At 67.2% G+C, this 14,500-nt stretch carries 15 protein-coding genes; 1 reads left to right on the top strand and 14 read right to left on the bottom strand.

Annotated elements, in window-relative coordinates:
- Positions 1-36: 36 nt before the first annotated feature.
- The 8 genes from GBG68_RS04925 to GBG68_RS04890 form a co-directional block, all read right to left on the bottom strand.
- Entirely contained in the window at positions 37-357 is a 321-nt protein-coding gene (locus GBG68_RS04925; protein ID WP_152145763.1) for a phosphoribosyl-ATP diphosphatase, read from the bottom strand.
- Positions 354-746: a phosphoribosyl-AMP cyclohydrolase gene (hisI, locus tag GBG68_RS04920; protein ID WP_226801649.1), complete on the bottom strand. Its 393-nt coding sequence runs from the start codon at positions 744-746 to the stop codon at positions 354-356. The genes GBG68_RS04925 and hisI overlap by 4 nt, the downstream gene beginning before the upstream one ends.
- Complete coding sequence (hisF, locus tag GBG68_RS04915; protein WP_152145759.1) at positions 746-1,519, bottom strand: imidazole glycerol phosphate synthase subunit HisF; 774 nt, start codon at positions 1,517-1,519, stop codon at positions 746-748. The genes hisI and hisF overlap by 1 nt, the downstream gene beginning before the upstream one ends.
- Before the next feature lie 4 nt (positions 1,520-1,523).
- Positions 1,524-2,258 carry a 1-(5-phosphoribosyl)-5-[(5-phosphoribosylamino)methylideneamino]imidazole-4-carboxamide isomerase gene (gene hisA, locus GBG68_RS04910; protein ID WP_152145757.1) on the bottom strand — a complete coding sequence of 245 codons (735 nt, stop codon included), beginning with the start codon at positions 2,256-2,258 and terminating at the stop codon, positions 1,524-1,526.
- Between the two features lie 81 nt (positions 2,259-2,339).
- Positions 2,340-2,978, bottom strand: a complete 639-nt coding sequence (gene hisH, locus GBG68_RS04905; protein WP_152145755.1) for an imidazole glycerol phosphate synthase subunit HisH — start codon at positions 2,976-2,978, stop codon at positions 2,340-2,342.
- Between the two features lie 13 nt (positions 2,979-2,991).
- Entirely contained in the window at positions 2,992-3,585 is a 594-nt protein-coding gene (gene hisB / locus GBG68_RS04900) for an imidazoleglycerol-phosphate dehydratase HisB (RefSeq protein ID WP_152145753.1), read from the bottom strand.
- Between the two features lie 41 nt (positions 3,586-3,626).
- Positions 3,627-4,073: a D-aminoacyl-tRNA deacylase gene (gene dtd, locus GBG68_RS04895; protein ID WP_152145751.1), complete on the bottom strand. Its 447-nt coding sequence runs from the start codon at positions 4,071-4,073 to the stop codon at positions 3,627-3,629.
- A gap of 338 nt (positions 4,074-4,411) precedes the next feature.
- Positions 4,412-4,900 carry a hypothetical protein gene (locus GBG68_RS04890; RefSeq protein WP_152145749.1) on the bottom strand — a complete coding sequence of 163 codons (489 nt, stop codon included), beginning with the start codon at positions 4,898-4,900 and terminating at the stop codon, positions 4,412-4,414.
- 379 nt (positions 4,901-5,279) lie between these two features.
- Here GBG68_RS04890 and GBG68_RS04885 point away from each other — a divergent pair, with 379 nt between their 5' ends.
- The gene (locus GBG68_RS04885) at positions 5,280-6,158 is read left to right on the top strand and encodes a lysophospholipid acyltransferase family protein (RefSeq protein ID WP_193222224.1); all 879 of its coding nucleotides are present in this window, start codon (positions 5,280-5,282) and stop codon (positions 6,156-6,158) included.
- 33 nt (positions 6,159-6,191) lie between these two features.
- On the opposite strand, the gene GBG68_RS04880 is transcribed toward GBG68_RS04885, so the two are convergent.
- From GBG68_RS04880 to rsmB, 6 genes are read right to left on the bottom strand one after another with little or no spacing between them, the layout of a single operon-like run.
- The gene (locus GBG68_RS04880) at positions 6,192-7,640 is read right to left on the bottom strand and encodes a TrkH family potassium uptake protein (RefSeq protein WP_152145745.1); all 1,449 of its coding nucleotides are present in this window, start codon (positions 7,638-7,640) and stop codon (positions 6,192-6,194) included.
- Positions 7,640-9,016 carry a Trk system potassium transporter TrkA gene (gene trkA, locus GBG68_RS04875; RefSeq protein WP_152145743.1) on the bottom strand — a complete coding sequence of 459 codons (1,377 nt, stop codon included), beginning with the start codon at positions 9,014-9,016 and terminating at the stop codon, positions 7,640-7,642. The genes GBG68_RS04880 and trkA overlap by 1 nt, the downstream gene beginning before the upstream one ends.
- Before the next feature lie 53 nt (positions 9,017-9,069).
- The gene (locus GBG68_RS04870) at positions 9,070-10,446 is read right to left on the bottom strand and encodes a sigma-54-dependent transcriptional regulator (protein ID WP_152145741.1); all 1,377 of its coding nucleotides are present in this window, start codon (positions 10,444-10,446) and stop codon (positions 9,070-9,072) included.
- Between the two features lie 13 nt (positions 10,447-10,459).
- Positions 10,460-12,652 (bottom strand): sensor histidine kinase, encoded by a 2,193-nt coding sequence (locus GBG68_RS04865; protein ID WP_152145739.1) that lies wholly within the window; start codon positions 12,650-12,652, stop codon positions 10,460-10,462.
- Positions 12,634-13,227 carry a DUF4390 domain-containing protein gene (locus GBG68_RS04860; protein WP_152145737.1) on the bottom strand — a complete coding sequence of 198 codons (594 nt, stop codon included), beginning with the start codon at positions 13,225-13,227 and terminating at the stop codon, positions 12,634-12,636. The genes GBG68_RS04865 and GBG68_RS04860 overlap by 19 nt, the downstream gene beginning before the upstream one ends.
- On the bottom strand, positions 13,206-14,498 hold the full coding sequence (gene rsmB, locus GBG68_RS04855) for a 16S rRNA (cytosine(967)-C(5))-methyltransferase RsmB (RefSeq protein WP_152145735.1): 1,293 nt from the start codon (positions 14,496-14,498) through the stop codon (positions 13,206-13,208). Before rsmB ends, GBG68_RS04860 begins: the two co-directional genes overlap by 22 nt.
- Positions 14,499-14,500 lie beyond the last annotated feature (2 nt).

The following is a 14,500-nucleotide window of genomic DNA, read 5'->3' as shown; positions in this document are numbered from 1 at the left end:
GCTCCTCCGGGCGCGCGGGGCGCACCTTGCCTTCGATCAGCGCCGGTCTCGCGCGGCCTTCTCATCCAGGCCCGACAGGCCGAAACGCCGCTGCAGCTCCGCCAGCACATCCTCGGGCCCCAGCCCCTGCTGGGCCAGCAACACCAGGCTATGGAACCACAGATCCGCCACCTCATAAACGATCTTGTCGGCATCTCCGTCCTTGGCCGCCATCACCGTCTCGGTGGCTTCCTCGCCGATCTTCTTGAGGATGGCATCCAGGCCCTTGGCATAGAGCTTCGCCACGTAGGAGCTGTCCGGCTCCGCCTGCTTGCGCGCCTCCAGCACCCGGGCAAGCTCGCTCAGCACCTCGCTCATGGGCTCTCCTTGCCGTAGATCGCATCCGGGTCCTTGAGCACGGGCTCCACAGCCCGCCACTCGCCATCCTCCAGACGCAGGTAGAAACAGCTGCGGCGCCCGGTATGGCAGGCGATACCGCCAAGCTGCGCGACCTTCAACAGCACCACGTCCTGATCGCAGTCCACCCGCAGCTCGTGAACCCGTTGCACATGGCCGCTCTCCTCGCCCTTGCGCCACAGGCGGCGCCGGGAGCGGGAGTAGTACACGGCGCGACCGGTTTCCGCGGTCTCGGCCAGGGACTCCCGATTCATCCAGGCGACCATCAGCACCTCGCCGCTCTCATGGTCCTGGGCGATGGCGGGGATCAGACCCCGCTCGTCCCAGCGCAGCTGCTCCAGCCAATCCATCAGCGGCGCACCTCCACCCCGTGCTCGGCCATGTAGTCCTTGGCCTGGGCGACCGTGTATTCGCCGAAATGGAAGATGCTGGCCGCCAGCACCGCATCGGCACGGCCCAGGGTCACGCCCTCGACCAGATGCTGCAGAGTGCCCACTCCGCCGGAGGCGATCACCGGCACCGGCACCGCATCGGCCACGGCCGCGGTGAGCGCGGTGTCAAAGCCGGCCTTGGTGCCGTCGCGGTCCATGCTGGTGAGCAGGATTTCACCCGCGCCGGCCTCCGCCATACGCGCGGCCCACTCCACCGCGTCCAGCCCGGTGGTCTTGCGCCCGCCATGGGTGAACACTTCCCAGCGGGGCGCTTCCCCCTCCGCGCTCACGCGCTTGGCATCCACCGCCACCACGATGCACTGGGCGCCGAAACGGTCGGCCGCCTGAGCCACCAGTTCGGGCTTGTGCACGGCGGCGGTGTTGATACCCACCTTGTCGGCGCCGGCATTGAGCATGCGGCGGATATCGGCCAGTGAACGGATGCCGCCGCCCACGGTCAGCGGGATGAACACTTCCGAGGCCACCTGCTCCACCACGTGAACCAGGGTCTCGCGCTCGTCGGAGCTGGCGGTAATGTCCAGGAAGGTGATCTCGTCGGCACCGGCCCGGTCGTAACGCCGGGCGATCTCCACCGGGTCGCCGGCGTCGCGGATATCGACGAACTTCACGCCCTTGACCACTCGGCCGGCGTCCACGTCCAGGCAAGGGATGATGCGCTTGGCGAGGCTCATGGGTTCAGACCAGGGAATCGGCGAGGCTCTGGGCCTCGGCGAGGTCCAGGCTGCCTTCGTAGATAGCCCGCCCGACAATGGCGCCCTGCACGCCGTCGGCTTGCGCGGCGCACAGGGCGCGCACATCGTCCAGGCTGCTCACGCCACCGGAGGCGATCACCGGAATGCTCACCGCGCGGGCCAGTGCCCGGGTGGCCTCCACGTTCACGCCCCGCATCATGCCGTCACGGCCGATGTCGGTGAACACCAGCGCTTCCACGCCGGCCTCCTCGAAGCGCCGGGCCATGTCTTCCGCTTCATGGGTCGACACCTTGGCCCAGCCGTCGGTGGCCACCTTGCCGTCCTTCGCATCCAGGCCGACGATGATGCGGCCGGGAAACTCCAGGCAGGCATCGTCCACGAAGTTCGGCGCGCGCACCGCCTGGGTGCCGATGATCACGTAGCTCACGCCCACATCGAGATAGGTCTGGATCTTGTCGAAATCGCGGATGCCGCCGCCCACCTGGAGCTCCACTCCGGGATAGGCGTCGGCGATGCGCCCGATGATATCGGCATTCACCGGGAAGCCGGCGAAGGCACCGTTGAGGTCCACCAGATGGATACGCCGGGCACCGGCCTCCACCCACTGGCCGGCCATGGCCACCGGATCGTCGGAGAAAATGGTTTCCTGGTTCATATCGCCCTGGCGCAAGCGCACGCACTTGCCTTCCTTGAGGTCGATGGCGGGGATCAGCAGCATGGGTTCCTCGCGAGTCGGCTACTGGCTGAGCGCCAGAGTGTAGGTAATCAAGGCTTCAATACAATGTGCCCGCTCGGGCGATCAAACCGTACCGTCCCAGCGCAGGAAGTTGCCAAGCAGGGTAAGGCCCGCATGCTGGCTCTTCTCGGGATGGAACTGGGCGGCGAAGATGTTCTCGCGGCCGATCACCGCGGAGAAGGGCGCGCCGTAGTCGCTGCGCCCCAGGGTCAGTTCGGGCGTGGCCGGGTCGGCGAAGTAGCTGTGCACGAAATAGAACCAGCTGCGATCCTCGATGCCGGCCCACAACGGGTGCCGCGCGGCCTGCGCCACCCGGTTCCAACCCATGTGGGGCACCTTCAGCGCGCTGTGCGCGCCGAGGATGTGTCGAAAGTGACGCACCTGACCGGGCAGCAAACCCAGGCAGTCCACACCGCCGCCTTCCTCGCTGCGATCCAGGAGCACCTGCATGCCCATGCACACGCCCAGAAAGGGCTTCTCGGCAGCCACCTCGCGGATCACCTCCACCAGCTCCAGCCGGTGCAACTCCGCCATGCAGTCCCGCGCCGCGCCCTGGCCCGGGAACACTACGCGGTCCGCTCGGCGTATCTCCTCGGCATCGGAGGTCACGCTCACCCGCGCGCCGCCGCCCACATGCTGCAGCGCCTTGGCCACCGAGCGCAGATTGCCCATGCCGTAGTCGATCACCGCGATGGAGCTCATGGGCGGCGCGCCCTCACAGGGTCCCCTTGGTGGAGGGCATGGCCTGGGGGGCGCGCGGGTCGCGCTCGGCGGCCATGCGCAGCGCCCGGCCCAGAGCCTTGAACACGGACTCGGCTTGATGGTGCGCGTTGCGCCCGCGCAGATTATCGATGTGCAGGGTCATGCGGGCGTGGTTCACCAGCCCGCGGAAGAACTCCCCGAACAGGTCCACGTCGAAATCACCGATGCGCGCCCGGGTGTACTCCACATGGTCTTCCAGCCCGGGGCGGCCGGAGAAATCCACGACCACGCGGCTGAGCGACTCATCCAGCGGGCAGTAGGCATGGCCGAAACGGCGTATACCCTTGCGATCGCCCAGCGCCTCGAGCAGCGCCTGGCCGAAGGTGATACCCACGTCTTCCACCGTGTGGTGGGCGTCGATATGCAGATCCCCCTGGGCCTTGATGCTCAGATCGATCAGCCCGTGGCGGGCGATCTGGTCAAGCATGTGGTCGAGGAAGGGCACGCCGGTGTCCAGCTCTGCCTTGCCCTGGCCATCCAGGTTCAGGCTGACGCTGACCTGCGTCTCCAGGGTGTCGCGTTGAATAGTGGCCTTACGTTCTGTCATCGCTCTGTACGGTGGGGGGTTGCCGGCGAAGGATACCATTTTCAGGGCGGGGAGACTTCCAGCCAGAAGGTCACGGGGCCGTCGTTGCACAGGCTCAGCTGCATATCGGCGCCGAAGACCCCGGCGCCCACCTCGCCAAGCTGCTCGCGGGCGAGCGCCAGCAGCTGCTCGAACAGCTCCTGGCCCTGCGCCGGCGGGGCGGCGGGCGTAAAACTGGGCCGCCGGCCGCGGGTGGTGTCGGCGGCGAGTGTGAACTGGGGCACCAACAGCAACTCGCCGCCCACCTCCCGCAAGCTGCGGTTCATCCGGCCGCGCTCATCGGCGAAGACCCTATAGCCCAACAGGCGCTCAAGCAACCGTGAGGCCTGCTCGGGGGTATCGTGGCGCTGCACCCCGATCAAAACCAGCAGGCCCGGCCCTATGGCCGCAACGGTGTCGCCGGCCACCGCCACCCGCGCCTCGCTCACCCGCTGCAGCAGGGCAATCACGTACGCAGCACCTGCTCGCTTGTAGGTATTTTCTTACACGTATTGTAATTCGTCACTTACACCCCCTCCGCACGGCAACTGGCATGATCAATACGTCACCGTCGTCAGGCGGCGACTCCGCCGAGATGGGCGGCGGAAGATAATAACAAGAACAACGTAGCGCGTTAAAAACAGGGACCAAAACCGGCACGGAAGTCGGGAAGCGTGGATCACCTCCAGCCAAGTGTAAGTCAGTAAAACCGGTGCATGGGATGCGCCGGTCTTTTTTTGCCTGCGCCATCAAAAAAGCCCCGCGATCTTTCGCGAGGCTTTCCCGGCAAATTACACGACGGTGAGGTTCAGCGTCCCTTGCCCGCCTGTTTCTGCTCCCTGTAGACCGCCGCCCAATCCGCCAGCGCATCCTGTGCGCGCTGCGCGGCCTCCTGCCAGGCCTGCAGCACCTGGCGCCCCTCGGTGTCCCAGCGCTCGGCGGCGGCCTGAGGGTCCAGGTCCTTCACGCTCTCGAACCAGGCGCTCCAGAGCCGGTGCTGAGCGTCGGTCCAACCCTTCATCATCTGCTGGGTCTGGTCGACCCAGCCTGAGGCGGCCTCGTTGGGCTCCTTGCCGCTCATTTTCTCCGCCCAGCTGTGGCTCCACTGCATCTGAGCATCCAGCGCCTCGCGCACCGATTGCTCCCAGGCCTGCAGATTACGCGCATAGCTCTCACGCCAGGCGGTACGCTGATCACCTTCCGTGCCGAACTGCTTGACGGCCTGAAGCCAGTTGTCCCACAGCTGGCGCTGCATCCGGGTCCAGGTGGCGAGCATCTCATCCGTTTGCTTGTTCACAGGCATCTCCATCCCCGCGATATGTCCATTTGTATTGATTGTGATTCCCTTGGGGAAACACTGATCAATTCCCTTGGATCTCTGACCATCTGGCACGTTCGCAGCCAACCCGCGCCTCGCCGAGAAACGCCCCGCGACCGCAGAGTCCCAAGGGAATTGATCAGTGCCTCCCTATAAATAATGGCCATTTGCAACGGCCGGCGCCAATTCTAATGATTGGTTTGGCGGTGTCCACATTTCGCCTTCGCCGCATGGCGGCCGCCCCATGCGCGCACAATGCGTGGCTGCGCTGGCCACAGCCAGGAAAAACGCCCGGGGCAAGGAAGCACTTGGCCAATTCCCTTGCGCCCGGCGCGCAAAGCGGCTTGACTATGCCGCCATGACCGTCGCCGCACTTCGAACCCTGCTTCGCCTGTTCTCGCTGCTGCCGCTGCGCTGGGCACACGCCCTGGGCGCGCTGCTCGGCGCCCTGGCCGGCGCACTTCCCGGCCGGGCGCGGGCCACGGCCCGCGCCAATCTGCGCCTGTGCTACCCGGAGCTGGAGACGGCGAAACGCGAGCGGCTGCGCCGCGCCAGCGCCCGGGAACTGGGCAAGACGGTGCTGGAGCTGGGAGCGATCTGGTTCTGGCCCATGCCGCGCCTGGAACAATACATCGAGCCCGGCGGGGGCCTGGAATATGTAGAGACGGCCATCGCTCGAGGCAAGGGGCTGCTGGTAGCGGTGCCCCATCTGGGAGCCTGGGAGCTGATGGCCCCCTACTGGGGTCGACGCCTGCCCCTGCACACCCTGTATCAGCCGCCCAGGAACCCGGCGCTGGAGCCGCTACTGGTGCTGGCCCGGGAGCGGGCCGGAGGGCGGGTGCATCCCGCAAGCCCCAGCGGGATCAAGGCGCTGTCCCGAGCGCTGAAGGCCGGCGAGGTGGTGGCAATCCTGCCGGACCAAAAACCCGACGGACGGGGCGAGGCGGCAGCGTTTTTCGGCGTGCCGGCCAACACCATGACCCTGCTCCCGAGGCTCGCCCAGCGCCACCCGGAGGCCGCCGTGCTGCTGGGATACGTGGAGCGACTGCCCCGGGGGCGCGGTTACCGGCTGCATTTCATGGAAGCGCCGGAAGAGGTGCGGGACAGCGATCTCAGCCGCGCCGCCGCCGCCATGAACCTGGCGGTGGAGCAGGCGGTACGCCGCTTGCCGGAGCAATACCAATGGACCTACAAACGCTTCCCGCGGGAGACCTACCGCCAGCCACCCGAGCGGTAGACTCGGCTCATGGCCGCGGCGGGTTCGCGGCGCTCAGCGACGCCAGAAGGCGGGGGTGAGGATCACCAGCAAGGTGAAGATCTCCAGCCGCCCCAGCAGCATGGCGAAGGCCAGCGCCCATTTCGCCAGCGTGGGCAGGTTGCCGAAGTGCGCGCCCACCTCGCCCAGACCCGGCCCCAGGTTGTTGATGCAGGCGGCCACCGCCGAGAAGGCGGTCACCTGGTCCACGCCCAGCGCCATCAGCAGCAGCATGATCGCGGCGAAGGCCGCCACATAGGTGGCGAAGAAGCCCCACACCGAATCGATCACCCGCTCGTTCACCGCGCGGTCGCCCACCTTGACCAGCACCTGGGCCTGGGGGTGGATCAGGCGCAGCACCTCGCGCCGGCCCTGCTTGGCCAACAGCAGAAAGCGCACCTGCTTCATGCCGCCCGAGGTGGAACTGGCGCAGCCGCCCATGAAACTCAGGAAGATCAGCAACACCGGCAGGTAGCTCGGCCACAGGTAAAAGCTTGCGGTGGTGTAGCCGGTGGAGGTGACCACCGAGACCACCTGAAAAACCGCCTGACGCAGCGCCTCCGCGCCGCTGAAGGTCTCGTGCACCCACAGCCCCAGGGTCACCAGCAGCAGCACCGCAACGGTGACCTGTATGAAGAAGCGAAACTCGGCGTCGCGCCAGTAGTTGCGCAGCGTATTGCCCCGCCAGGCAACGAAGTGCAGCGAGTAATTCACCGCCGAGATCAGCATGAACACGATGGTGATGAGCTCGATGGAGACGCTGTCGAAGTAACCGATACTCGCGTCATGGGTGGAGAAGCCGCCGGTGGCCACGGTAGAGAAGGCATGGGCCACCGCGTCGAAGGCACTCATGCCGGCCAGCCAGTAGGCCACGGCACAGGCCACGGTCAGCCACAGGTAGATGTACCACAAGGCCTTGGCGGTCTCGGCGATGCGCGGGGTGAGCTTGGCATCCTTCACCGGCCCGGGCATTTCCGCTCGGTAGAGCTGCATGCCACCCACGCCGAGCATGGGCAGGATGGCCACCGCCAGCACGATGATCCCCATGCCCCCCATCCAGTGCAGCTGTTGACGGTAGAACAGGATAGAGCGGGGCAGTTGGTCGATGCCGACGATCACCGTCGCCCCGGTGGTGGTCAGCCCCGACAAGCCCTCGAACACCGCGTCCACCACGGACATGCTCGGGTCTTCCGAGATCGCGAAGGGCACCGCGCCGGCCAGGCCCAGCACCATCCAGATCAGCACCACCACCAGGAAGCCGTCCCGGGTACGCAGATCCCGACGCACCCGGCGCACCGGGTACCACATCAAGGTGCCCACCCCGAGCAGCAGGGCGAAGGCATAGAGGAAGGCGGGCAGGGCGGAGTCCCCGGCGATCAGGGCCACCAGGGCAGGCGGCAGCATGGTGAAACTGAACACCATGAGCAGCATGCCGAGGATGCGCTGGACGATATCGAGATGCATCAGATGAAGGTCACGCCCACCTGGAACAGGCGCTCCACCTCGCTCAGCTTGTCTTTCTTGGTGAGGAACAGGATCAGATGATCCTCGGCCTCGATCACCGTGTCGTGGTGGGCCATGAGCACCTTGTCACCGCGGACCACCGCGCCGATGGTCGCCCCGGCGGGCAGGCGGATCTCCTCCACCGCGCGCCCCACCACCCGGGAACTGGAGCGATCGCCGTGGGCCACCGCCTCGATGGCTTCCGCCTTGCCACCGCGCAGGGAATGCACGTTCACCACGTCTCCGCGGCGAATATGCGCCAGCAGCGTGCCGATGGTGGCCTGTTGCGGGGAAATGGCGATGTCGATGTCCTCGCTGCCCTGCACCAGGTCCACGTAGGCCGTGCGGTTGATCAGCGACATGACGGTGCGCGCGCCCATGCGCTTGGCGAGCATGGAGGAGAGGATGTTCGCTTCATCGTCGTTGGTGAGGGCACAGAACACGTCGGTGTTCTCGATGTTCTCCTCGATGAGCAGGTCCTGGTCCGCCGCATCCCCCTGCAAGACGATGGTTTTGTGCAAATCTTCGGCGATATCCCGGGTACGGCGCACATTGTGCTCGATCAGCTTGACCTGGTAGCGAGTTTCCAGCTGTTGCGCCAAGCGTTTGCCGATATTGCCGCCGCCGGCAATGATGATGCGCTTGACCGGCTTCTCCAGGCGGCGCAACTCGCTCATCACCGCGCGAATGTTCTTGCGCGCGGCGATGAAGAACACCTCGTCGCCGGCTTCGATGACCGTGTCGCCCTCGGGGATGATGGGCACGCCGCGGCGGAAGATGGCCGCCACCCGGGTGTGGATGCCCGGCATGTGCTCCTTGATGGTGCGCAGCTCATGGCCCACCAGCGGCCCGCCGTAATAGGCGCGCACGCCCACCAGCCGCACCTTGCCATCGGCGAAGTCCAGCACCTGCAGCGCGCCCGGGTGCTCGACCAACCGCTTGATGTACTGGGTGACCAGTTGCTCGGGGCTGATCAGCACGTCGATGGGCAGGGCCTCGGGGCCGAACAGCTGGGGGTGGTTGAGGTATTCCACCGCCCGCACCCGGGCGATCTTGGTGGGGGTGCGGAACAGGGTATAGACCACCTGGCAGGCGACCATGTTCGCTTCGTCGGAATTGGTCACCGCGATGATCATGTCGGCATCGTCCGCGCCGGCCCGGGTAAGGATCACCGGGTGGGTGGCGTTGCCGTGCACCGTGCGGATATCCAGCCGATCCTGCAGATCCCGCAACAGTTCGGAATCCAGGTCGACGACGGTGATATCGTTGGCTTCGCTTGCCAGGTTACGGGCCACCGAACTGCCCACCTGACCCGCGCCCAGGATGATGATTTTCATAGGGCCGCTAAGGTACGCCCGCGCGTGGACCGCGGCAAGTCAGCGCAGGCGCCCTACACCGTCTCCTTCGGGTCTATGCCCAGGGATTTGAGCTTGCGGTACAGGTGCGTGCGCTCCATGCCGGTGAGCTTGGCCAGTTGCGAGACATTGCCCCCGGCGCGCTTCAACTGATGCTGCAGGTAGATGCGCTCGAACTGCTCACGGGCGTCGCGCAGGGGCAAGTCCAGCGGCAGCGCGGATTCCAGCGCCGTGTCCCGGGCGACCTCCGCGACTTCCTCGTGCTGCAGCGCGGCCTCCACCTCGTCCACCTCGATGCTCTCGCCGTCGCCCAGAATCAGCAGCCGCCGCACCAGATTACGCAGCTCCCGCTCATTGCCCGGCCAGCCGTGATTGCGCAGCCGGTTCTGAGCCGCCACCGAAAAACGCCGATAAGCGAGTTTCTCCTGGTCGGCCAGTCGATTGACCCAGAAGGTAAGCAGATCCGGCACGTCCTCCCGGTGCTCGCGCAGGGGCGGCAGGCGCAGGGGAATCACGTTCAATCGGTAATAGAGGTCTTCACGGAAACGCCCCTGGCGCACCGCCTCTTCCAGATCGAGGCGGGTGGCGGCGACGACTCGCACATCCACCCGCACCTCGGCGCTACCACCCTGGCGATGGAAGCTCCGGCTCTGGAGAGCACTGAGCAAACGAGCCTGGGCCGGTAGATCCATATCGGCCACTTCGTCGATGAACAGCGTCCCCCCGTCGGCCTGCTCCAGCCGGCCGTAGACCACCCGGCCGCCGGCCTCGCTGCCGAACAATTCCCTGCTGGCCTCTTCCCCGGCCAGGCTGCCGGCCGCCACTTCCACGAAGGGCCCGCCACGGCGCGGCCCCAGCGCGTGCATGTAGCGGGCGAGGCTCTTCTTGCCGGTGCCCGCCTCGCCGCTGATCAGGACCCAGGAATCGTGCTCGGCCAGGCGCCGCGCCTGCTCGCGCAGCTCCAGCATCACCCGGCTGCGCCCTATGGGCTCCAGCCAGGCCGGGCTTTCCCCGGCCGCCTCCTCCGCCGACCGCCCCCGACCCGCCGCTTCCAGCGCCCGCTCCACCGTGAGCAGCAGCTTGGCCAGGGACAGGGGCTTTTCGATGTAGTCGTAGGCACCCAGCCGGGTGGCTTCCACCGCGGTCTCCACCGTGCCATGGCCGGACATCATCACCACCGGGCAGGGCAGCGCCGAATCCTCGCGCCATTCCTTGAGCAGGGTGACGCCATCCACGTCCGGCATCCAGATATCGAGCAGGATCAGGTCGTGCCGGTGCTCGCGGCGCGCGGCGCGGGCGGCGGCGCCATCCTCGGCCACCTCCACTTCGTAACCCTCGTCCTGCAGAATTTCCTGCACCAGCTCGCGGATATCCCGCTCATCGTCTACCACCAGTATGCGGGGGGGGGTCATCGGCTCGTCTCCATCAAGCGTGTTGCGCCGCCACGGCGCCGGCCTCGGCGGCGGGGAAGCGGGCAGTGATCCGGGCGCCCGGGTTCAGGTTGCGAGCCACTATGCTGCCGTTGTGCTCCTCGACGATCTTCTTGACGATCGCGAGCCCCAGCCCCGTGCCCCGGGGCTTGGTGGTCACATAGGGGTCGAACAGACGCTCCATCACATCCTCGGCGAAACCGGGGCCGTTGTCGCGCAACGTCAGCTCCACCTGGCGGGCGTGACGCCCCTCATCGGACCGGGTCTGGATCGCCACGGTGGCGGCCGACTCGGAGGCGCAGGCCTCCAGGGCATTCTTGATCAGGTTGTGCAGCAGCTGGCGCAGCCGACCCGCGTCGGCGGCGATGGGCGGCAGCGCCGGGGCCAGGTCCAGCTCGAACACCGGCTGCCCGCCCTCGGCGCCATAGAGCTCCACCACCTCTCGGATCAGGCGGTTGAGATCCAGCGCGCGCAGCTCCATGCGCGGCGGACGGGCGTACTCGGAGAAGGCGTTGACCATGGCCTTCATGGCGTCCACCTGCTGGACGATGGTGCGAGTGGCACGCTCGAGCACCTCGGCGTCGCGCCCCTCCATCCGTTCCAGGTATTTATGGCGTATGCGCTCGGCGGACAACTGGATGGGGGTGAGCGGGTTCTTGATCTCATGGGCCAGGCGCCGGGCCACTTCACCCCAGGCCGCATCCCGCTGGGCCTGGATCAGGGCGGTGACATCGTCGAACACGATCACGTACCCACCCGTGCCCCGGCCGCCGGGCAGGCGGGCGCCGCTGGCGATGAGCACACGGTGGGCCTCCGGGCCGTCCAGCGTCAGCTCCTCGCGCCACTCCGGGTCCTGCCTGGCCAGGTGCGCCTGCACCATGGCGGCGAAGCCGTCGAAATGGGGATGGCGGCCAGCGATCAACTCCAGCTGCAGGCCCACGGAATCGCCCAGCGGCAGGCCGAGAATCTCGCTGGCGGCATGATTGAAGGTACGTAGATGGCCTTCGAAATCCAGCGCGAGCACGCCGGAGGACAGCCGCGCGAGCACCGCTTCCAGGTAGGCCCGCTGGCTTTCCACCTGGGCCTGGCTGCGCTTGGCGGTCTCGCGCACTTGGGCGATGCGCCGACTCATGTCGTTGAAGGAGCCCACCAGAAAGCCCAGTTCGTCGCGCCCGGCCGGGGGCAGTTGGGTGCCGTAATTGCCCGCCGCCACCGCCCGGGTGCCCTCGGCCAGATCACGAATGGGCGCGACCAGTCGACGCACCAGGTAGAAAGCGGTCCAGACGGCGAACAACAGGGTGAGCAACACCACCAGCGAGAGGGTGAGAATGAAGCTTTCCTTCAGGGGGGTGCGCAGCACCTCCATCTCGCCGTACTCGCCATAGGCGCGCTCCACGCTCCCGGCCAGCTCATTGATGCGCGGCGACATGGGGAACAAGGCGTGGAGGATACGATTGGGTCGGGAAGCGTCCCGGTGAGGGGCGTTCACCAGCACCCGCACATGCAGACCGGCGCTCTCCAGCGGGTCCAGCCCTACGTAATTACGCCCCTGGCGCAGGCCGAGGAGGATTTCCTCATCCGGCCGATTGGGCAGTATGCCGGTGGCCTCGCGACTGTTGGAGGCGATGATATGGCCGCTGTTGCCCAGCAGGGTGATTTCGGACGCACCGAACTCCCGGCGCAGATCACTCAGGGCCATGGGCGCCATGACGTCGTCCACATCAGCCAGGCCCGCCGCGCCGCTCTCCACCCGCCGCAGCAAATCGCGCATGCGCAGGTCCAGCGACGCCTGGGACAGGCTGAGCGCATCGCTCAGCGCCGCCTCCACCCGCACGTTGAACCAACTGTCGATGCCGCTGCGCAGAAACTGCATGGAGAAGTAATACACCACGCCCACCGGCACCACGGCGAGAATCACCAGCATCACCATCAGCCGGGTGGCCAGACGGCTGCCGGTCTGCCCGCCCCGGTACTGGCGCACCAGGCGGTAGATATTCGCCCCGATCAGCACCAGCAGCACCAGCATGCCCAGGGCGTTGATCACCAACAGCCAGGGATGCAGGGCACCGAAGCGCGCCGAGTTCTCGCTCGCCTGGCTGAGCAGGAACAGCGAGATCAGCAGCAACACGCTCAGCCCCAGCCGCAGCCAAGCCTCCAGGGTGCGTCGCTTCAGCCGTCGAAATGCCATTCGTACCACTCACTGCCAAGCCGCCAGGCCGGGGACATCACCGCCAGGGTACGCAGGGGCAGGGGTAGGGCGGCGGTGTCCAGGGCCGCGTGTAGCCGCGCGGTATAGCGCTCGCCGGGCTCGAGTGCTTGCGGCCCCAACAGGCGCAGGCCCTCCACCTGGCCCAAGACATACAACGCGCTGCCGCGAGTCGCGAAACTGCGACTCTCGCCGGTGTCCAGACGCACAAGCACGTATCGCCCGCTCAGGGCGTGGTAACGCAGGCTGTAGCGCAGCTCCAGCGCCGCCAGTTCCCGGTCCATCCACCAGCGGCGGGGCTCTTCCAGCTGCACCCGCAGCTGGAAGCTCAGGGTCACGCCGCTATCCAGCGCCTCGATCACTTCGGGGGTAAGCCGATAGTCGATGCGCGCGCTCAGGTAATGCCCGTCCTCGCGCGGCTCGATGACCGCCCGGCGCACGGAAACACCCTCCGCGGCCTGGGCCATGGCGGTCACCGCCCACAGGGCCAGCAAGGCCGCGAACAGCCAACGCCGGCTTGTGCCTCGCCCCTGCATCAGCCCCGCTTGCTCAGACACGCGTAGTAGAAACCGTCCATTCCCTCGTCTCCGCTGAGGATCTGCCGCCCACAGGCCTGCTCCCGCCCCCAGCTCCCCGGCAGGGGCTCGCAGCGGGCTTCCGGATGCCTCGTCAGAAACCGCTGAATCTGCTCGCTGTTCTCCACCGGCAACACCGAGCAGGTGGCATAGAGCAGCCTGCCACCCTCGGCGAGCAGGGGCCACAGGGCCTCCAGCAACTTCTCCTGCAGCGCCGCCAGCCGCGGGATGTCATCGGCCCGACGCAGCCACTTGATATCCGGATGGCGGCGGATCACGCCGGTGGCCGAACAGGGCGCATCCAGCAGTATGCGCTCGAAGGGGCGGCCATCCCACCAGTCCGCAGGCCGGGCCGCATCCCCCTCCACCAGCTTGGCATGCAATTCGAGCCGCGCCAGGTTCTCCTGTATGCGGGGCATCCGCAACGGGTCCAGCTCCACGGCCACGAGCTCGGCGAGTTCGGGCTGGCGCTCCAGCAGGTGACAGGTCTTGCCACCGGGGGCGGCACAGGCATCCAGCACCCGCGCTCCGGCCGGCACGTCCAGCAACGCGGCCGCCAGCTGGGCGGCCTGATCCTGCACCGAGACCCGCCCTTCGGCAAAACCGGGCAGGCTCTCTACCCCGCGGGGCTTTTCCAGCAGCAGCGCCTCCTCGGCATGGGGGCCGGGCGCGGCCGCGATGCCGGCCTCGTCCAGTTCGCGACGATACTCGTCCCGGCTCTGGCGCTGCGTATTGACCCGCAGGCTCATGGGGGGGTGGAGGTTATTGGCCTCCATCAGCCCCTCGGCCTCTTTTGGCCACGCATCGCGCAGGGCGTCCTGCAACCAGTCGGGGTGTGACAAACGAGCTGCCGCCGGCACCGCCGCCAGCAGCGACTCGCGCTCGCGCAGCGCTCGGCGCAGCACGGCATTGGCCAGGCCCGCGGCCCATTTCTTGCCCAGCACCCGGGTTACCTCCACCGTGGCGGAGACCGCGGCATGGGGCGGGGTACGCATGTGCAGAATCTGGTGAAGCCCGACCAGCAGCAGGAGCTGCACCTCGCGCTCCCTGGCACGCAGGGGCTTGCTCAGCAATTGCTCCAGCACCGCCTGCAGCAGGTCCCGCCGGCGCAGCACGCCGTAGCAAAGCTCCTGTACCAGCGCGCGGTCCCGCTCGGGCAGCTCGCGCTGCACCTGCGGGAGAGCCTCGGCCAGGGAGCGGCCCTGATCGAGCACCTGGGCAAGCACGCGTACCGCCGCCAGTCGCGGATTCATGG

The sequence above is a fragment of the Alkalilimnicola sp. S0819 genome, assembly GCF_009295635.1.
Taxonomy (GTDB): domain Bacteria; phylum Pseudomonadota; class Gammaproteobacteria; order Nitrococcales; family WHIW01; genus S0819.
This window is presented reverse-complemented; position numbering and strand designations above follow the sequence as displayed.

Coding starts and splice junctions, on each gene's coding strand:
- GBG68_RS04925 (WP_152145763.1), bottom strand. CDS start 357: ATGAGCGAGGTGCTGAGCGAGCTTGCCCGGGTGCTGGAGGCGCGCAAG.
- hisI (WP_226801649.1), bottom strand. CDS start 746: ATGGATTGGCTGGAGCAGCTGCGCTGGGACGAGCGGGGTCTGATCCCC.
- hisF (WP_152145759.1), bottom strand. CDS start 1,519: ATGAGCCTCGCCAAGCGCATCATCCCTTGCCTGGACGTGGACGCCGGC.
- hisA (WP_152145757.1), bottom strand. CDS start 2,258: ATGCTGCTGATCCCCGCCATCGACCTCAAGGAAGGCAAGTGCGTGCGC.
- hisH (WP_152145755.1), bottom strand. CDS start 2,978: ATGAGCTCCATCGCGGTGATCGACTACGGCATGGGCAATCTGCGCTCG.
- hisB (WP_152145753.1), bottom strand. CDS start 3,585: ATGACAGAACGTAAGGCCACTATTCAACGCGACACCCTGGAGACGCAG.
- GBG68_RS04885 (WP_193222224.1), top strand. CDS start 5,280: ATGACCGTCGCCGCACTTCGAACCCTGCTTCGCCTGTTCTCGCTGCTG.
- GBG68_RS04880 (WP_152145745.1), bottom strand. CDS start 7,640: ATGCATCTCGATATCGTCCAGCGCATCCTCGGCATGCTGCTCATGGTG.
- trkA (WP_152145743.1), bottom strand. CDS start 9,016: ATGAAAATCATCATCCTGGGCGCGGGTCAGGTGGGCAGTTCGGTGGCC.
- GBG68_RS04870 (WP_152145741.1), bottom strand. CDS start 10,446: ATGACCCCCCCCCGCATACTGGTGGTAGACGATGAGCGGGATATCCGC.
- GBG68_RS04865 (WP_152145739.1), bottom strand. CDS start 12,652: ATGGCATTTCGACGGCTGAAGCGACGCACCCTGGAGGCTTGGCTGCGG.
- rsmB (WP_152145735.1), bottom strand. CDS start 14,498: ATGAATCCGCGACTGGCGGCGGTACGCGTGCTTGCCCAGGTGCTCGAT.